We start from the raw sequence: 18,942 nt of genomic DNA, 5'->3' as shown, positions 1-18,942 counted from the left end.
CACCGGCCGCCGCCGGGCAGCCATTCGACCGCGACCGGCTCCTGCGGCCCAAAACAGACCTCGGGAACGCAACGGGACCACTGCCGTTCGAACCGTGAACCTCGCGACCCGTCCCGCGTGAACGGACCGCGTTTCCCCCGAGTGCCCGCGGCCGGACAGAGGACACACCGCCGGTTCGGTGATTCCTCATGCGGCCGGTCAAGGCCTGAGGGCACGGGGAGCGGGGTGAGCTCGTAGCACCGCCCGTCGCGTAGGAGCGCCCAGAGGGCGTAGACGCGGCGACGGACCAGCGCGAGGACGGCCTGGGTGCGAAGCCGCGATCGACCGGTGCCCGCGCTGCGGACACGCAGTTGGCGCGCTCACAGACGCCGTAGATGTCCCGGGTGACCTTGTTGTACGTCTGCTAGGGCGCAAGTGGTGTCGTGCTCCCTTCCCGGACGGACCGGTGAGACCCAGATCGGCCAGCCGTCCGAGGTGGCGATGACCTGTACGTCCCCACCGTGATGCTTGTGTTTTCCGGACCACCAGAGGTCTGCGCCGTTGAGGCCGGGGGCGGCGACGCGGTCGGTGTGGATGACGGTGCCGTCGCGGTTCAGGTGCGTCAGTCCGGCCGCTTTCGCGCGCCTCAGCGCGGTCGCGAGGTCCGGCGCCCCAGCCGCCAGAACGGTCAGCCCCTCGTGGAGGTAGCGGTAGGCGGTGGAGGTGGACAGGCGGTTGTCGCGGGCGAGTTGGGACATGCGGGTGCCGTCGCTGAACCAGCGCAGGATGAGCACCGCCTGGCGCAAGCAGCCCAGCGCGCGCCTGCCCTTGCGGGTTTTGGCCGCGATGCAGTGATCGCGCAGCAGTCGGGCCAGGTGCTCGGCGGTGGACCGCTTCACATCGAACGCGGCGGTGTATGTGACGCTGGTCGACACGTGAGGCCCCCGGTCGGATCTTTCCGTCGCAAGATCGTTCCTACCAGGGGCCGTACGACTGCCCTGACTTGGGGATCGCACGGGTCGCAGCCCCGAGGTGACGATCACAGCGACCGATGCGCGCTTACCGGGAAGGACTCAGCCTATGAATTTCTTTTGTGGGTACGCTTTGCAGCTGAGGCGTATGTCGTAGCTTGGGCACCAGCTCCACAGGTTTTAAGGCGCATTTCTGCCGTTCCCTCAGCGGGCGAGCCCGTTCTGCCCTCACCCCCTGAACCCCTGCCGGGTAACGCGTCGACCGCGAAGCGACGCCGCCCGTCGCACCGGGCGCAGGCCACGCCGAGGAGTGGCCTGGCCCACATGGGCCAGGATGCTCGTCAGCGAGATGCGCCTCAGTGGCACGCGGGCCCCTCGCCGTGCCCGCGTCCGTTGCTGCTGCGCGGCACGTCCAGGGTGGGATTGCGGTCGAAGAAGCCGACCGGCTTGAGCGTGAAGCCCGTGTAGTCGACGGGCATGACGGGCCAGTCCTCGGGGCGCGGGAAGTGAGTGAGCCCGAAGGTGTGCCAGAGCACGATGTCCTCGCCGTCCACGCTGCGGTCGGCTGCCGTCCAGGACGGCAGACCGGCGCCGCCCGGGTGCTGGTTGACGAGGTCGCCGGCCGGGTAGCGCTCGTCGTCGGCATGCCGGGTGACCCAGAGGTGCTTGGTCGCGAAGGCCGCGCGCAGAGTGACGGACGCCGAGTCGTCGGCGAGCAGGTTGGGCAGGGCTTCGGGCACAAGGGCGTAACCGACCGGCTGGCCCAGGCGGTTGGTTACCTCAGGGTTGACGATGTGCCAGACCCGGCCCTTGCTGCCGTCCGCCTGCCGCTGGGCCTGGCTCTCTCCGGTGAGGCGGGTGACCTGGCGGGCGAAGGCGTTGCCGTACGGGTTCTTCTCGCTGATGGGGATACGGACGGCGTCGACCTCGTCGACCGCGTTGCGCTGCCCGTCGACCGCCATGTCGAGGCGGGCCGAGAAGAGGTGCTGGTGGAAGGGGGCGCCAAGGCCGGGGGCGATCTCGGTGGCGAACTCCCGTCCCTCCTCGGAGTATCCGGAGGTGAAGACGACGCCGGTCGCCTTGGCCTCGCACTCGATGGTGCCGTCCAGGTAGAGGTACCAGTAGAAGCCGTAGTCGTAGTTGCCGACGGTGGTGAAGAAGGAGATGACCATTCGGCGTTGGCGACGGGTCTCGTTGGAACCCGCGAAGAGGTCGCTGTGCTTCCACAGCACCCCGTAGTCCTCCTCGTGCATGCAGATCGCGTTGCGGATGACGGAGGGCTCGCCGAGCTCGTCGGCGATGGTCACATCCGTGTAGTGGATCTCGCCCAGACAGTCGCAGCCCAGCTCCAGGGAGTTGGTGTAGCGGCCGAAGAGGTACTCGCCCTGGTCGAAGTAGTTCTGCCAGAACCGGACGGGTGAGGCGTCGGCGTACGGGACCACCATCTCGGCGATCGAGGCACGGTGCACCACGGAGCGATCTCGCCCCAACTCCCGGTCGTAGAAGGAGATCTGGTGAAGCGTCAGTCCTTCGCGGACGTTGAACCCGATGCGCAGCGACCAGTTCTCCCACCGCAGCAGCCCGTCCTCGACCGTGAAGGACGCGCCCTCGGGCTGGGTGATCTCGATGGGCTTGAGGGTGGTGCGGGCGGGGCCGGTGTACTCCGGGTCCTGGAAGTTCCCCGACTCCCGTGGCACGGCGAGGAGTTCGTGGTCGATGATCTCCATGACGGTGCGCGCGGTGAGGTCGACGTACGCCACCAGACCGTCCACGGGGTGGGCCCACGGGTGGTCCCGCTCATGGTCCTGGTGGAAGCCGAAGCTGCGGACGATCCGCCGGCCCGCCTCACCCTCGTATCCGTAGTGACCGGCCGAGAGCGGGCACGCACGCACGCTCTCCGGGACAAGCCCGCGCCGGGCGAGCGCCGCCCGCCACCCCTCGTCGGCGTCGAGGATCTCCTGACAGGTCTCGAATTCCGAGTCGAGGATAGGGAGTTGACCGGCGACAGACGTGTCGATCTTCTCGAAGGTGTCGATGGTCTCGCGGGTCACCGAAACGGTCAGGTCGTACGAGTCGCCGTTCGCCCGGTCGAGCAACATCACCCGCAGCCGCCGGTCGACGGGGCCACCCGGGGTGAACCCGAGCAGCTCGGCCTTGGCCGGCTCCTCGGGGCCGACAAAGACGAACCGTATGTCGCCGCCGAGATGTCCGGCCTCCTCCAGTACGGCACGGGCGGTGCGTATCTCCTCGGCGGTGAGCATCGCGAGGGGGTGGGTGGGCGTCATGTGCGTACTCCTCGAACGGGGACCCGGAAACAGCGGATCAGGCGGAGGCGGGCAGTTCGGCAGTCGCGGGCACGCGGTGCCTGCGAACCCAGCCGAGGACGAAAGCGGCGGGGAGCAGACCGAGCAGCAGCGTGGCGAGAGCCGCCGAACCACCGATCAGCAAAGGGAAGTTGAGTACGGTCAACACCAGCAGCGTGATCAGTCCGAGGCCGCCGAGCGCCGGCGCCCAGAGCGTCTGCCAGGAGCGGGTGTCGCCGGCGGAGCGCCGGAAGAAGACCAGGACGGCCGCGCAGGTCAGCAGCATCAGCACATCGACACCCGCGCTGGCGAGGCCGCCCATCCAGGTGAAGACCTCGGTGATCGGGTCCAGCCCCGCGAGGGCGAACAACGTGATCAGCACGGCCGCGCTTACCGACTGGGCCAGGGACGCGAGGTGCGGCGAGTGGTGGCGGGCATGGGCACGGCCGAGGCCAGCGGGCAGCGCGCCGCGGTCGGCGAGCGAGTGCAGATAGCGGGCGATCACCTGGTGGAAGGAGAGGACGCAGGCGAACAGGCTGGTCACGAAGAGCACTTGGGCGAGGTGTTCGGCGGACGAGCCGAGGTATCGGTGCACGGTGGCCATCAGCATGTTCTCCGGATCGCGTCCCGCCTCGGCGACGGCCTCCTCGTCTCCCCAGGCGGAGATCAGCGCCCAGCTGGACAGCGCGTAGAAGGCTCCGACGAGGACGAGGGCAAGATAGGTGGCGCGCGGGATGGTGCGGTCCGGGTCGCGGGCCTCGTCGCGGAAGACGGCGGTGGCCTCGAAGCCCAGGAACCCGGCGATGGCGAAGGTGACGGCGAGTCCCGGTGCTCCCGAGGTGAGCCGGTCGGGGCTGACCAGTGCGGTGGACAGGCCGTGGTCCCCACCGCGCACCAGGACCGCCGCGTTGAGCACGAGGACGATTCCGACCTCGCCGACCATCAGCACGCCGAGGACCTTCCCGCTGAGGTCCACCTGGCGCCAGCCGAGCACTCCGACCACCACGACGACCGCTCCGGCCCAGGTCCACCAGGGCAGATGAGGCCCGCCGTACGACTGGACGAGGCTGTCGAGCGCCACCCCGATGTATCCGTACACCGCCGCCTGGATCGCGGTGTACGTGACCAGCGCGAGGTAGGCGGACCCGAGCCCCGCGCGTCGGCCGAGGCCCTTGTCGACGTACGCGTAGAACGCTCCCGCTTCCTTGACGTACCGCGCCATCGCGCAGAAGCCGACCGCGAAGAGCAGCAGGACCACGCAGCAGACGACGAAGGCGGCGGGGAAGGCGGCACCATTGCCGAGAGCGATGCCGAGCGGAACGCTGCCACCGACGACGGACAGCGGGGCGGCGGCGGCGAGAACCATCAGCACGATGGAAGCCGTGCCGAGGGAACCGCGGAGGGCGGGCGGGGCGGTCGTGGTGGGCGGGCTCGCCGTGCTGGTCATCGCGGGCTCCTCTGCGATCGCGGTAGCCGGAAGCGGCCTGTGCCGCAGTCTCAACAGCGCGCGTTGCCGAGCCGTCACGCGTCGGTGAAAGCCCCCGGCGCGCCGAACGGGAGAGCTCCCCGCCCGCTTTCCCGTTCGGGAACACGCCCCGGCGATCTGCCGCTCATCCGGCCGAAACAGAGCGGTCCTACCGTGCGGTTCGGCACCACGGGTACGGAAGGGGCGGTTGATGAGCGTCCAGGGCACGGCTCCTTCTCCCCTCCTGCGCGGCCACTCCCCCGTCGGCGGCCTTGACCGGCGTTCCCTCGGCCCGCTGCCGGTGCTCGCCCAGTCCGTCTCCGCCGTCGCGCCGACCGCCGCGATGGCCACCACGCCAGGCCTGGTCAGGGCGGACACAGGGGTCTTCGCTGTGTGGTCGGTGGCGCTGGCGACGGTTCTCGCGCTGCTGGTGGCCACGTGCGTACGGACCTTCTCGCGCCGGATGGCTGCGCCGGGCGCCCTCTACTCCTTCACCGCCAAGGGGCTCGGCCCGGCCGCCGCGTTCTGCTGCGGTTGTGCGCTTCTGATCGGGTACGGGGTCCTCGCCATGGGCGCGCTGACCGGCTCGGGCCTGTACGCACAACAGTTCCTGGCCCGTCTGGACCTGTCACTCGGGCCACCCCAACTCACAGTGGCGGCGGTGGTGTTGGCAACGGGGACTCTCGTCGCGTACTTCCTCCTACGGGGAGTGCGGCTGTCCGCCGGGCTGACGCTGTGCCTGGAGGCGGCGTCGATCCTCCTGGCACTGACGTTCTTCGTGGTACTGCTGGTGCGACACGGCGCCCGTCCCGATATGCGGCAGCTCACCCCGCCGACCTCCGCGCTCGGCCCGGTGATGGCCGGTGCACTGCCCGCCTTCGCCGCCTTCATCGGCTTCGAGAGCGCCGCCGCGCTCGGCGCCGAGACCCGGCGGCCCTTCCTGACCGTGGGGCGGGCAGTGCGGTGGACCGTGGTCTGCTCCGCCGCACTGTTCCTGCTCGCCGTCTACGCCCAGGTCCTCCCCACGGCCGGGTCGACCTCCGTCCGGCTGCCCGCCCTGCTCGATCTGGGCGTCTCCCTCTCCTTCTTCGCCTGCGCCCTTGCGTCGGGCACCGCGCTCGTGCGGCTGCTGTTCTCGATGGGACGCGAACGGATGACCCCGCACCGCCTGGGCCGTACCCATCCCACCCACCGCACCCCGCACATCGCCGTCGCCCTGGTGCTTCCGGTACTTGTCCTCGTCCCGCTGGCACTGATCGCGGCAGGGACGGCGCCGCACGTGCTGTTCGCGCGCCTGGTGAACCTCTGTGTGTACGGATTCCTCACCGCGTACGCCCTGGTGTGCCTGGCCGCCCCTGTCTTCCTGCACCGCATCGGCGAGCTGACTCACGGTCCGGTGGCCGTCGCGGTGCTCTGCGTGCCGTCGCTGCTCGCCGTCCTGCTCGCCCATGCGGCGACCGGCGGTGCCCTCATCCCCTCACTCTTCGTGGCACTGATGGCGGCGGGCACGGCCTGGTTCCTTTGGATGAGCAGACGCGATCCGGCGAGCGTCGGGGCGATCGGCGTCTATGACGAGACGAGCGCCGCCGACGTGTTCCCCGGACCGCCACGGTGAGCGGAGAGGCGCTGCCACTCAGCGGCCGCCAACCCCGCGCCGTACGCAACGCGCTTTCGGTGCTCCAGCAGGTGGCACAGGCCGGGCCCGGAGTCACCGCGAAGGAGATCTCGGCGAGGCTGCGACTCGCACCCGCCACGACCTACCGGCTGCTGAATGTGCTCGTCGAGGAGGAGTACTTGGTGCGGATGCCGGATCTGCGGGGTTTCGCGCTGGGCCGCAGGGTCTCAAGCCTGGCGCCACCTCGCCCTGTACCACCCGAAGTCCCCGCCGCCGCGCATGCCGTGGTCGCCCGGCTGCGGGACCGGGTGCGCTTCGGCGTCCACCTGGCAGGTCTCACGGATGGCCGGGTCCACCTCACCGACCCGGATCCGGACCATCCGCCGGCCGACAACGGGCTGCTGAGGGAGCTGGCACGCATACGCGACGACGACGGAGCGGTCGTACGCCGCTTCGCGCTGGGCCCGCACCAGGCGTGTCTGGTTCGCCCGGTCCACAGCGCCGCGAACGGACGGCTGGCCGCCGCGCTCGCGGTGTGCGGGACGGCCGGCCGCATCGAAGCGCCCGACGACGTGCTCATCCACCACCTGAACGGCTCCGCAGAGGAGTTGACGCTCCTCGTGGTGTGAATCCCCCGACGTCTCGATCAGCAAAGTCCGGCGCAGCTTCTCCCTTGCCCGCAAAGGGAGTTGAAGCCGCTCGGCACGGCCGTCCGGCAGGAGGGCATCTCGCCGCCTGGACCTGTATGCCAAGAGCGGTCCAGCCTTCACGAATCAAGCACAAGCACCCCTGCCAGCAACGCCATGCCTTCACTATCTGAAGATATCCAACTCCCTTGAGCCACAATGATGTTCAATGGTGCAGACCTATTGACTGGACTCCTTCAAGTCCCGAAACATAGCGTCCTGATACCGGCCGCGTCCTTCCGGCCGGAAGCTGCAGGTGCGGGCTTCGCCGGCGAACGCCGACTGGCACACGCCGCCTGGGCCCGCCCGCGTTTCAGGAAGGCATCCCCCCACATGAATCACCGTAAGCATCTGCTAATTCATCGCCCGGACGGACATACGGACACCCCACGTCACCGTATGCGCCACCGCACTCGGTGGACGGCGCTCGCCGTGGCGGTCGCGGCATCCGCGACCGGCATGACCGCGGCCGCCTGGGCCGACGGCACAGACGGGAGCCCAGCAGCCGCGGCGGCCCCCGCCGCGGTCGCCCCCTACCTGTACAACGGCTGGGGCAGTCCCCCCGACCCCGCCGAGGTCATGGACGCCACGGGCGTCAGCTGGTTCACGCTCGCCTTCGTCCTCGACGCCGGCGGCTGCTCCCCGCAGTGGGACGGCAGCCGCCCCCTCACCGGCGGAGTCGACGAACAGACCGTGGACGCGATTCGTGCCAAGGGCGGCGACGTCGTCCCGTCGTTCGGAGGTGCGAGCGGCGCCAAGCTGGAACAGTCCTGCGCCGACGCCACGGCTCTGGCGGGCGCATACCAGAAGGTGATCGACGCCTACGGCCTCAAGGCGATCGACATCGACATCGAGGGCGACGCCTACAACGATCCGGCCACCCAGCAGAAGACCATCGACGCCTTGAAGCAGGTCAAGGCCGACAATCCGGGGTTCCTCACCTACGTCACCTTCCCCAGCAATCAGAGCGGCCCCGACGGCAGCATGATCCAGCTCGCCGCCGACTCCGGTCTGGAAGTGGACGGTTGGACGATCATGCCGTTCGACTTCGGCGGCGCCGGACAGGACATGGGCCAACTGACCATCCAGGCCACCGACGGACTCAAGAACGCCGTCAAGACCGCCTACGGCTACAGCGACGACGCCGCCTACCGGCACAGCGGCCTCTCCTCGATGAACGGCATCACCGACGTCAACGAGACCGTCAGCACAGGGGACTTCGAGACGATCCTCTCCTACGCCTCCGAACACCACCTGGCACGGCTCGCCTTCTGGTCCGTCAACCGGGACCGTCCATGCCCGGGTGCCTACCCCAACGACGACACCTGCTCCGGAGTCGCCCAGGAGCCCTGGCAGTTCACCGGCATCTTCGCCCGGTTCACGGGATGAAGGGGAGTACGACGATGTTCTTCGGCAGGAATCACGGGCCTCGCACCGGACACCGCAGAAGCCGACGCACCGCACGTTTCGCCCTCGCCCTGGCCGTCCTCGCGGGAACGGGCACTGCGGCATTCGCCCTGCAGAGCGCCGGTGCGGCCGCGGCCGAGCCCGACCTCGGCCCCAACGTCCAGATCTTCGACCCGTCGATGTCCAGCAGCGACATCCAGGGCAAGCTCGACTCGGTCTTCAGCCAGCAGGAGACCAACCAGTTCGGCGAGGCCCGGCAGGCGCTGCTCTTCAAGCCCGGCTCGTACGACGTCGACGCCAACGTCGGCTTCTACACCCAGGTCGCGGGGCTCGGCCTGTCCCCCGACGACGTCACCATCAACGGCGCCGTGCACGCGGAGGCCGACTGGTTCCAGGGCAACGCCACCCAGAACTTCTGGCGATCGGCGGAGAACCTCGCCGTCAATCCCACGGGCGGCGCGGACCGTTGGGCGGTCTCGCAGGCAGCCCCGTACCGCCGCATACACCTGAAGGGAGACCTGCAGCTCGACGACGGCGGCTGGTCCAGCGGTGGTCTGCTCGCCGACACCAAGGTCGACGGACAGGTCAAGTCCGGCTCGCAGCAGCAGTGGCTGTCCCGCAACTCCGAGTGGGGCAGCTGGAGCGGCTCCAACTGGAACATGGTGTACGTCGGCGACCAGAACGCCCCCGCCAACAGCTTCCCCAGCCCGCCGTACACCACGGTCGACCAGACGCCCGTTTCCCGGGAGAAGCCGTTCCTGTACATCGACGACCAGGGCGCCTACAAGGTGTTCGTGCCCGCGCTGCGCAAGGACTCCAGCGGCACGTCCTGGTCGTCCGGCACCCCAGACGGTACGTCGATCACGCTGGACGACTTCTTCATCGCCAAACCGGGCACGACGGCCGCCGAGATGAACGTGGCGCTGGACGCGGGCAAGCACCTCCTCATCACCCCGGGCGTCTACCATCTCGACGAGACGCTGAAGGTGACGAAGCCCGACACCGTCGTCCTCGGTCTGGGCCTGGCAACCCTCATACCCGACAACGGAGTTACGGCGATGTCCGTGGCGGACGTCGACGGGGTCAAGCTCGCCGGGCTGCTCGTCGACGCGGGCACGCAGAACTCCGCCACACTGATGGAGGTCGGCCCGCAGGGGGCGTCCGCCTCGCACTCCGCCGATCCGACGTCCTTGCACGACGTGTACTTCCGCGTGGGCGGCGCCGCCGTGGGCAAGGCGTCACAGAGCCTCGTGGTCAACAGCTCCGACGTGATCGGCGACCACCTGTGGATCTGGCGGGCCGACCACGGCGACGGTGTCGGCTGGGACACCAACACGGCCGACACCGGACTGGTCGTCAACGGCGACGACGTCACCATGTACGGCCTGTTCGTCGAGCACTACCAGAAGAACCAGACCATCTGGAACGGCGAGAACGGCCGCACGTACTTCTACCAGAACGAAATGCCCTACGACCCACCCAACCAGGACGCCTGGATGAACGGCTCGACCCAGGGCTACGCCGCCTACAAGGTCGCCGACTCCGTTCAGCACCACGAGGCATGGGGACTCGGCAGCTACTGCTTCTTCAGTGCCAACAACTCCATAGCCGCCGAACACGCCTTCGAGGTGCCGCAGACAGCCGGGGTGACGTTCCACGACATGGTCACCGTCTCACTCGGAGGCACCGGCACGATCCGCCACGTCATCAATGACACAGGAGGCCCCTCGAACTCGTCGAGCAATGTCGCCAATCTGGTCAACTATCCCTGAACAACGGTGAGTTGAAGGGGAAGTTCAGCGCCGGAGGGCGGGCGGGGCGAGGATCGCCCCGCCCGCCCTCTGCCGCACGAGCACAGAGCGCGAGTCCACGACGTCGCAGGACGCCCTCTGCGAACTCGTAGAGGAACCCCACCTTGCGAAACCGTTCGAATCCGTCGGCCTCGGCCACCGACCGCCGGGTCACCGAGCTCTTGCAGAGTGGCCACTGATCGGGTGATGATCACCCGGTAGTCAATCGGCATCCGCTTGACCAGCAGGACATCCATGATGAACCTCGACCGATCCCGCGCCCGACTTCGCCTCGACGCCGCAATGGATGGCCTGTCAGTCACCTTCCAGGGATGACCGCCCACCCCGACGAGCACAACTGCGAATGCCACTGGGGCAGCACGGAAGATCTTGCCCAGCTCAAGGTGGCGGACACAGCGAGGTCTACGACGGGACGGTCTCGCACAGAACCCGCAGGTCGTCGGCACCGTGGCCCCGGCGATCTCCAGACGTCCCAGGACCTCACCACGTATGCTCGGCCGATGACCGAACAGAAGATCACACAGGGGAGCCACGAGGGCCTGCTGGCAGGGCAGGTGGCGATGATCACGGGGGCGTCCAGCGGTATCGGTGAGGCCGCTGCACGGCTGTTCGCGCAGGAAGGCGCCGCGGTCGTCCTGATGGCGCGCCGTGGAGACCGGCTGCGAGCTCTCGCCGAGGAGATCACCGGCGCGGGCGGCCACGCACTGGCTGTCCCGGGTGATGTCACTCAGTCCGGTGATGTCCGCCGGGTGGTCGAGGCGAGCGTGGAGCGGTTCGGGAGCCTCGACTGCGCCTTCAACAATGCCGGTTACGCCACCGTCGAGGCTTCGCTCCACGAGACCGACGACGAGGTCTACGACCGCACGATGGACATCAACGTCCGTGGTGTCTGGAACTGCATGAAGCACCAACTGCCCGTGATGCTGGCCTCGGGCAAGGGCGGCTCCATCGTCAACACCAGCAGTACGGCAGGCCGTTACGCGACGGGCGCCTCGGTTCCCTACGTCGCCGCCAAACACGCCGTCCTCGGCATCACCCGTGCGTCGGCAGCCGAGTACGGGGACAAGGGCATCCGCGTGAACGCACTCGTCGTCGGCACCACCCGCAGCGAGATGATCGACGGAGCCGTGGCTCAGTTCCCGCACCTGGAGCAGGCGTTCATCGCCCCGCAGATCCAGAAGCGCATGGCGGCACCGCGGGAGATCGCGGAAGCCGCGGCCTGGCTGTGCAGCCCCCGCGCGTCCTTCGTCACAGGGGTGGCCATGCCGGTCGACGGAGGCATATCCGCTCAGGCGAAAGCCGGCTGAGCCGGACACAGACACCGTTGACCACCCGATCGCTCCCCGCAACCCACAAGAACAGCCGCTACAGACCTCACGGCAGCCCAGAGAGGTGGAGTAGCGTTGGCGGGCGACGGCTCCGGTCTCACATGGCGCCACGGAGCGCGGCGCGGGCGCGGCTCCCTAGTAGAGCTAGCCACGCGCGACGCTGCGCCTCGGTCAGCGGGAACCGAGCGCCGGCGACCGACCACAGGCCGACGTCCGTCGAGGATGCGATCCCCGATGCAAACGCCATCACCGACGGCCAGCGCCAGCCGAGCGGTGTTGCGAGCCGGGCTTATTCGAATAGAGCCTCGGCGCATTCGTCGACGAACGCGCAAAGCCGGCGAATAAGACTCAAGTAGAAGGGGGTGGGGTCCGACTCGCCCTGCATGTGAGGTGCATCCCTGAAGCCACTGCTGCCACAGGCCACCCGGTTCCCGGAAGCGGTCGGCTTGACCACCCCCAAGGTTCAGGTCGATGAACTGGAGAGCGCCCATGACGACGGTCTGGTCGTATCCGAGGTCAGGGCGACGGAGGTAGCGATCAAGGTAGGCAGCGAGCAGATAAGCGTCGCGCGTCGTTCCGAAACTGGCCAGGGCCACGCAATAGGCCAGCCCAGCACAGCAGACCTCGCTAGCCAGCAGGAGTTCCCCGAGGCGCTCACGGAACTCGGTCCGGCGGGAGACAGCTACGAGCCAAGCCGCAGTTCGTCGTTCACGCCAGCCGCCCTCAAGAAGCTTGGCGATCTCATCTGCGGTGATGAGTCCCGCGTCCTCAGGGAGATCTCGCATGAATCGGTCGCACGCAGGACTTCGCATGCGCAGCAAGCTGGCGCCGAGCTTCAGATAACGCCGCTCGGGCGTAACATAGCGGCGAACCAGAGCCAGCAACTCGGCATCGTCACGAGGATCGCGTATCACACGGCTGATCTTGCCTTGCTGGTGCAAAACGAGGCCATCCCATTCTTGCGCTCCTAGTCCGCCGCCCTCACCGGCACCAGCGCGACGGACTGGACGAAATTCGTCAAGCGCGACTGGACCGGGCCGCATCAGCAGCCCGCGAAGTGACAGCTGAGAAGTCGGTTTCCCTCGGGGGTGAGCCCCGGCATCATGGTCGTCGGTAAGTCCATACGCGAGAGGGGCGAGTGCGGCGGGTGCCTGGAGACGGGCAGGCAGATTTGACGGAGCTGTGGCAGCAGAGTTGGCCTAGTTGCCCTCCGGTTGGGTACAAGCTCCGTGACCCGTATCGGGACGTTTGGGTACGTTTTCACAGCTTGCCAGAGTCGAAGCGGTACGCGGACGACGAGAGCGAGTACACCGTCGTCCTGGAGCGCTACAACACCGTCCTCGATGAGTTGTTCGCTGGTGCGGACGTGTATGTGATCACTCCGCTCTGGACAACCGAAGCCGAGGTTCCGTCATCGCAACCCGTCACGGGCTATTGGCAGAGCTTGCTGGTGGAGGACGATCCTGACCCTGAGTTCCGCACGTACTGCCACCTCTTCGCCGCCCGCCGGCCCTGGCGGCGAGGCTGCATCGACGAGTCGCTCCGAGACATCGCCGACGACAAGGTGGCGGGCGTTCTCATCACCGACACCCGGATGCAGCGCATCCATCACCCCTACGACGGTGGCGCCGACGTCTTCCTCGCCACGTCCGAGGAACGGGACCGGGTGCGCGATCGGCATGCCGACTGGCTTTCCCGTCATCCGTCGGGTCTCTGACCGGTTCGGATCACTGCTCCACTCGAAATGGTCCTCACCGCAAGTACCGGGTTGAGAGGCTCCACGAGTTCCTTGGTGGCGACGGCCACGAGGCGCGCGGGCGCATCACCGTCCAGCAGGGCGCTCACGTACTCGATGGCCTCCGCAGGCGAGAGCATCGGCAGCCTCTGGCGCAGTGTCCGCACAGCGTGCATGCGTCCGTGTGTAGTGGCGACTACGCAGAGCGCATCGTGCAGGTCGTCCACTGCAGTGTGGACCGGCAGCCCACGTATTCGGGTCCGGTAGTCGTTCTCCCACTCCCCGGTTACCGCGGAGACGACGCCGATCTGGTGTAGTCCCCCGTCGACGCGGTCGACCAGGTAAGGCCCATTGCCGACCAGCATGTACTTCGAGTTCCGATTGCTTGCGAACTCCTCGGACTGCCAGGAGACGATCCACACCAGCTCGTGCTCCTCGACACGGACCACAGCCATCCTCACCGCGTCCGTGCTCACAGCCCGCCATTGCTGATAGTCGCGCTCCAGCTGTTCTTCGACAGCCCGAACGGCGGCTTCTCGCTCGATCACGCGTGCAGCATCCCGTACGGGCCCGGTTTCGACCAGCGAATTCCCACGGCTCAGGGCCACGCAGAAGGGGCCAACGAACCTTCTCGCCCAGGAATACGGCAGCTGCGGAACAAGTGCTCTGCGCCAGTACGACGACGGACAGCGCGTACAGCACCCGCAGCCGCCGCAGCTGCAACTCCCCCGCTCCTGAAAGGGAGGAATCGCTCGGTGCCGCGCCACGGTGGCCAGTCCCGGAAAGCCGGGCTCCACGCTTCGTGCCGAGGTCGACGTACGACTCTCCCTGACCTCCCTTGCGTTCCGCGTGACTTCCCCGGGCGCGGCGCCCGGCTGAACCTCCGGAGCCGGTGTTGCGTATCAATTCCAGAGGGACAGCTCAGGTCTCTACCACGGGACGGAAGGACAGCACCGTGCCCACACCGCCCGCGTCCGACTCACCGGACGACCGCCCCGTGCTGGAGCCCATCCGCGTGCTGCGCCCGCGCCGCACCGACGCGCTGGCCCAGTTGCTCGAAGACATACGCCAGGACAAGAACTACCGCAGCCACGAGGCTGTGGCCGCGCCCGTCCCCCACACCTGGACCGACGGGGAGACAGAGGAACTTCCGCCTGTCCCCGACGACAGGACGGAGCAACTCCCCGCGCCCGGCGGCGACGCCCGCCCGCCGCGCCCCGGCGGCCGCCCGCGCCTCGGGCCCGGACAGCGCCGGACGGCCGCGCCGATCGCGGTCGTCGCGGCGGCCGTTGCCGGCTTCGGCTGCTCTCTGCTGATCCCCAGCCCTACCGACGCCACCCCGGCCGCGCCCCCGCCGATCGCCTCTGCCGCTCCGACGCCGGTCGCTCCGGGCGCGGTCGGGGCCGCCGACGTCCTGACCAACCCCGGCTTCGAGTCGGGCAGCCTCTCGCCCTGGAGCTGCACCGGCAACCCGGGCTCGATCGTCTCCTCCCCCGTCCACGGAGGGTCCAAGGCCCTCCAGGGGACGGTGAATTCGAGCGACACCGCGCAGTGCAATCAGACCGTCGCGGTACGGCCGAACACCACCTACTCACTCAGCGGCTGGTTCCGCGGCTCCAACGTCTACCTGGGCGTGAACGGCGGTGCCTCCACCTGGACCACTTCCCCCTCCCAATACAGCCCACTGACCGTCTCCTTCACCACAGGCCCTTCCCAGACCAACGCCACGATCTACGTCCACGGCTGGTACGCACAGGGCACCTACTACGCCGACGACATCACCCTGGACGAGCCCGGCGGCAGCGGCGGTGGCGGTGGCGGTGGCGGCGCCTAGAACTGGTCGTCAAGTGATCTTGCGAGTCGGATCATGATCGGGTGCTACGTCGCCATGAACTGTCCTATAAGGTCCGCCAGTTCCAGGTCACCCCGCACCTCGCTCGGCGCGGCACCGGGCACGGCTCCGGCCTGGGCGTCTACCGCTAGCTCGTGGAAGGAGCGGTCGCGCTGCTGCACTGGTTCCGCCGCCTGCGCATCCGCTGGGAGATGCGCGACGACATCCACCCCACCACGCGTTCGTCGCCCTCGCCTGCGGCGTAATCCGCTGAGCGACGACTCCGCACCGCATTTTGTCCGGATCGAGCACAGGCGATGAGCTTGAGCAGATGGACTGCTCGACGCGCCAGAACGCACCCGTAGCAGTCGGGCCCGCGCAGGCTCACATCCGGGACCTCAGCACGTCGACCTCACAGCCCGGTGCGAACGGGTCGAAGCCATGCTCGCTCAGCCAGCGAACTATCAGCAGGCTTCGCAACGACCACCACGCGTGGATCACGTCGAGGTCGATATCGGTGCCATAGCCGGCGACGACGTCGGCGAGGTGCTCCTCGTGTCCGAGCGTGAAGGTGGCGAGGTCGTACAGGGCATCGCCCTGACCCGCCTCGGACCAGTCGATGATGCCCGTGACCTCATCGCCGTCGACGAAGACGTGCGCGATCTGCAGATCGCCGTGTGTGAACGCCGGAGTCCACGGCCGAAGCGCGGCCTCGGCGACCTGACGGTTGCGGGTGATCAGGTCGGCGGGCAGAACGCCGTTCGTCACGAGCAACTCGCACTCGTCGTCGAGTTCCGCCGCCAGCGCGACGATGCTCCTGCCGGCCTGGCCCGGCAGGGGCGGCAGCGGCGCGTCGTGCAACCTCCGGATGGCGGCGCCCGCCGCGGCCCATGCCGCCGACGACCCGGTCGACGGCCCGCCGAGGCGCCCAAGCGTCCTCCCCGGGACCGCGGCGATCGCAAGCACGGGCGGCTTGCACCACAGGACCTCCGGGGTCGGGACCGGCGCGAGGGACATCATCTCGACCTCGACGTCGATGCGCGCCTGATCGGCGTCCACCTTCAAGAACACGTCACCGACGCGCAGAGTCGCGCGCTCGGAATGGGCGACGACGACTTTGACCTCATCCATGGGCGACCAGTATCCCGGGGATGATCGCCGACGTCGCCAGGTTTATCGCATGCGATTACGCGGCTTACCGCGTCCCTCTACCCACGGCCCTCGTCCACGACACCGCCCCCTGACCAGGCCGAGCGCCACTACTCCTAGTCCGGCGAGCTGGACGTATCCTTCGTACCGTGACGGCGATATACGTGCTGGACGGCACTCAGGTGAGGACCCTGGAGGACTTCTGGCGACTCATCGGCGAGGCGGTCAACGGCCCTGGAGGCTACTTCGGCAAGAACCTCGACGCCTTCGCCGACTGCCTCAGCGGTGGCTTCGGGCAGCCCGACGACGATGACTACGCTGTCGAATGGCGTGACCACCAGGCATCCCGCGAGTACCTGGGCTATCCGGAGACCGCTCGACAGCTGGAGATTCGCCTCTCACGGTGCCATCCCACGAACCGTCCTGCTGTCAGCAAGGATCTGGCTGCGGCGCGAACAGAGCACGGGCCGACCGTCTTCGAATGGCTGATCACGATCTTCGAGGATCGTGCCCCTGGCGTCCTGCGGCTTCCGTAGTCACCAATACCTCGTCTCCACCGCTCCGGCAGGCGGCATGTGATCGGTGACTCTGCGGGCCGGGTGTCAACGGTTGGCGCGAGGCTTTGTGCCGTGGGCGTTGGCCAAGGCGAGAACTGCTCAGAGCACCACGGTTGGCAGACGCCGAGGACCGCACCACCACCTACGGCGAAGGGGCGTGACTCGTGGCACCAACGGTGCAGTATGTCGACGCTGTTGAGCATGGACGCGATTTCGGTGACCCGTGGCAGAGGCGGGCGGGCCGCCGCCGCGCTGCGGGGGACGGTCGCGACGGCGGCCCTGGTGTCCGGCGGACGGGCGGGGGTTGGCCGCCGGACGTTTTGAGGGAACGGTTCAGTTGCTCGTAGGACGGCTTCGGCCGTGACGGGCAGAGCATGGATCCGGCGCCTGGTGACGTGGAAGACCGCGTTCGCGACAACGGGCGTCAAGCCGATGTGGACGGCCTCGCCGCGGCCCTTGGCGCAGATCGGATCGGCCTCGCGGGCCGCGCCGTCGAGGTAGGGGCTTGGCGGAGGGATGGGCAATCGAGTCATCGGGTTCGGCGGACATGCCCTGCCTTCGGTGGGCGGAAGGTGAGGTTGCCTGCTCCGTTCTGTGCGGGGCAGGCAACCCGCATGGGTCGTCAATGGGTCGTCAATGGGTGGACATGTGAGCGGGACTCCTCGGGCAGCGGTGTCGCGCGCGGTGTGCTGAGGTTCGTGGCCCGGGAGAGCAGGAGTTCGTCAGCCTCCGATGTACTCCTGGAGCCACGGCAGCGTCAGTGCCCGCGTGGCCTTGGTGCCGATGTCGGCGGCGACACTGTCGTAGGCGTGTTCCATGAAGGGGAGTTCGACGTAGCTGTGGGTGACACCTGCAGTCGTCAGCTTGTCCGCGAAGGCCTCGGTGTGGTCGGCGAAGACGAGGTGGTCCCGGGAGCCCTGGACGATCAGGGTCGGCGGGGCGTCCTTGCTGATCTGGTTCACGGAGTCGACGGCCTCGTAGCGCTCCGGGTACTGGGCGGGGTCACCGCCGACGTACCAGTCGCCGGACTCCTTGCCGTACGCGCCCTCGCCCACCGAGGTGGAGAGATCGACCACGGGATAGGCGCCGATCGCGGCGTTGACCTTGGGCAGTTGGTCAGCTTTACCACAACTGGGCTCCAAGGTACCCGCGTTGGCCTTGTAGGCGACATTGATGGCCAGGTTGCCGCCCGCGGATCCGCCGAAGGTGGCCACGCGGTCCATGTCCAGGCCGTATTCGGAGGCATGTGCGGTGGCCCAGGTCATGGCGCAGCCGACGTCGGCGTCGGCGGTGTTCCAGGTGTGCTCGGTGGCGGTGGCCAGCCGGTAGTCGACGTCGAGGACCGCGTATCCCTGGTCGGCCAGCCAGCTCGTATAGACGGTGGGGCCGCGGCTGCCGCTGATGAAGCCACCGCCGTGGATGCTGACGACCAGCGGGGCAGCCGACGCCGATGCGGTATCCGGCAGGTACAGATCAGCCTTCATCTGTTCGCCGCCGAGGGTGGCGTAGGTGACGGTCCGGTCGGGCTCCCGGCCGGTCGCGCTCGCGGGCGTGGCCGGCGAGAACAGGAACCACTGGCCGGTGGCACCGTGTACCGAGATGACCTGCACGGTGGTGGTGGCCAGGGCGAGCAGCAAAGCTGTTCCGCTGATCGCGGAGAGGGCGAGGGGCAGCCGTCGCCGGCCATGGCGGCGCAGTGCGAACACACCCGCGCCCAGGGCCAGGGCCGCCAGCACGAGGGCCCATGAGCCGAGCACGTCCCGGGCTATGGCGACGACGAGGAGAAAGAGCTCGATCGGCAGGACGTTCAGGAACGGCGACCACCAGCTGACCGGCAGCACCGCCTGGAGCTGGCCGAGCAGAAGGAACAGGGCGAGGAGCAGGGCGGCCACCAGGAGCGCGCCCCGGGCGATGCGACCGACGAGGCCGCCACGCGACCTCGCGCGGTCCCTCCGGCCTCGTCCTGGTACGGGGGGTGCGGCGGTGGTGGTTGCGGGACCTTCGAGGTCGTTGCGCATGGTGGATCGTGTCTCTCGTGGTGCTGATCAGGGCGGGGCTGACAGCGGATGGCTGGGGGTGATGATCAGCATGAGAGTCGACCGGTA

At 68.3% G+C, this 18,942-nt stretch carries 12 protein-coding genes and 3 pseudogenes; 8 read left to right on the top strand and 7 right to left on the bottom strand.

Annotated features, from left to right (window positions below):
* Positions 1 to 271: 271 nt before the first annotated feature.
* From ACFVKT_RS05860 to ACFVKT_RS05850, 3 genes and pseudogenes are all read right to left on the bottom strand, one after another.
* Positions 272 to 914 (bottom strand): annotated as a pseudogene (locus ACFVKT_RS05860) (transposase family protein); the annotation flags it as partial.
* 392 nt (positions 915 to 1,306) lie between these two features.
* Entirely contained in the window at positions 1,307 to 3,235 is a 1,929-nt protein-coding gene (locus ACFVKT_RS05855; RefSeq protein WP_385727879.1) for a primary-amine oxidase, read from the bottom strand.
* A gap of 37 nt (positions 3,236 to 3,272) precedes the next feature.
* Positions 3,273 to 4,700: an APC family permease gene (locus tag ACFVKT_RS05850; protein WP_385727876.1), complete on the bottom strand. Its 1,428-nt coding sequence runs from the start codon at positions 4,698 to 4,700 to the stop codon at positions 3,273 to 3,275.
* A 229-nt stretch (positions 4,701 to 4,929) separates the two neighbouring features.
* Between ACFVKT_RS05850 and ACFVKT_RS05845 the strand changes: the two genes are divergently transcribed.
* The 5 genes from ACFVKT_RS05845 to ACFVKT_RS05825 all read left to right on the top strand — a co-directional run bounded on the left by ACFVKT_RS05845 (position 4,930) and on the right by ACFVKT_RS05825 (position 11,544).
* Positions 4,930 to 6,333, top strand: coding sequence for an APC family permease (locus ACFVKT_RS05845; protein WP_385727874.1), 1,404 nt, complete (start codon positions 4,930 to 4,932; stop codon positions 6,331 to 6,333).
* Positions 6,330 to 6,962 (top strand): helix-turn-helix domain-containing protein, encoded by a 633-nt coding sequence (locus ACFVKT_RS05840; protein ID WP_385727872.1) that lies wholly within the window; start codon positions 6,330 to 6,332, stop codon positions 6,960 to 6,962. Before ACFVKT_RS05845 ends, ACFVKT_RS05840 begins: the two co-directional genes overlap by 4 nt.
* A gap of 456 nt (positions 6,963 to 7,418) precedes the next feature.
* A complete protein-coding gene (locus ACFVKT_RS05835) occupies positions 7,419 to 8,408 on the top strand; it encodes a chitinase (protein ID WP_385727870.1) in 990 nt (329 codons plus the stop codon).
* 14 nt (positions 8,409 to 8,422) lie between these two features.
* On the top strand, positions 8,423 to 10,198 hold the full coding sequence (locus ACFVKT_RS05830; protein ID WP_385727868.1) for a coagulation factor 5/8 type domain-containing protein: 1,776 nt from the start codon (positions 8,423 to 8,425) through the stop codon (positions 10,196 to 10,198).
* Between the two features lie 539 nt (positions 10,199 to 10,737).
* Complete coding sequence (locus ACFVKT_RS05825) at positions 10,738 to 11,544, top strand: SDR family NAD(P)-dependent oxidoreductase (RefSeq protein WP_385727867.1); 807 nt, start codon at positions 10,738 to 10,740, stop codon at positions 11,542 to 11,544.
* 310 nt (positions 11,545 to 11,854) lie between these two features.
* Here the strand turns inward: ACFVKT_RS05825 and ACFVKT_RS05820 are convergent.
* Positions 11,855 to 12,479 (bottom strand): annotated as a pseudogene (locus ACFVKT_RS05820) (DUF6000 family protein).
* Between the two features lie 353 nt (positions 12,480 to 12,832).
* On the opposite strand from ACFVKT_RS05820, the gene ACFVKT_RS05815 reads away from it, so the two are divergent.
* Positions 12,833 to 13,282 (top strand): hypothetical protein, encoded by a 450-nt coding sequence (locus ACFVKT_RS05815; RefSeq protein WP_385727865.1) that lies wholly within the window; start codon positions 12,833 to 12,835, stop codon positions 13,280 to 13,282.
* Here the strand turns inward: ACFVKT_RS05815 and ACFVKT_RS05810 are convergent.
* Positions 13,264 to 13,848, bottom strand: a complete 585-nt coding sequence (locus ACFVKT_RS05810; protein ID WP_385727863.1) for a YrhB domain-containing protein — start codon at positions 13,846 to 13,848, stop codon at positions 13,264 to 13,266. The two genes, ACFVKT_RS05815 and ACFVKT_RS05810, sit on opposite strands and share 19 nt — an antisense overlap.
* 839 nt (positions 13,849 to 14,687) lie before the next feature.
* Here ACFVKT_RS05810 and ACFVKT_RS05805 point away from each other — a divergent pair.
* Positions 14,688 to 15,113 (top strand): annotated as a pseudogene (locus ACFVKT_RS05805) (carbohydrate binding domain-containing protein); the annotation flags it as partial.
* A gap of 402 nt (positions 15,114 to 15,515) precedes the next feature.
* Here ACFVKT_RS05805 and ACFVKT_RS05800 read toward each other — a convergent pair.
* A complete protein-coding gene (locus ACFVKT_RS05800; protein ID WP_385727861.1) occupies positions 15,516 to 16,262 on the bottom strand; it encodes a phosphotransferase family protein in 747 nt (248 codons plus the stop codon).
* Between the two features lie 167 nt (positions 16,263 to 16,429).
* Here ACFVKT_RS05800 and ACFVKT_RS05795 point away from each other — a divergent pair, with 167 nt between their 5' ends.
* Complete coding sequence (locus tag ACFVKT_RS05795; protein WP_385727859.1) at positions 16,430 to 16,816, top strand: barstar family protein; 387 nt, start codon at positions 16,430 to 16,432, stop codon at positions 16,814 to 16,816.
* Positions 16,817 to 17,559: 743 nt separating this feature from the next.
* Here ACFVKT_RS05795 and ACFVKT_RS05790 read toward each other — a convergent pair.
* Positions 17,560 to 18,855 carry an alpha/beta hydrolase fold domain-containing protein gene (locus ACFVKT_RS05790; RefSeq protein WP_385727857.1) on the bottom strand — a complete coding sequence of 432 codons (1,296 nt, stop codon included), beginning with the start codon at positions 18,853 to 18,855 and terminating at the stop codon, positions 17,560 to 17,562.
* Positions 18,856 to 18,942 lie beyond the last annotated feature (87 nt).

Origin of the sequence: Streptomyces sp. NPDC127595, from assembly GCF_042671685.1 — a bacterium.
GTDB lineage: Bacteria > Actinomycetota > Actinomycetes > Streptomycetales > Streptomycetaceae > Streptomyces.
Note: the sequence above shows the minus strand (reverse complement) of the source record. Positions and strands in the feature narration are given on the sequence as shown.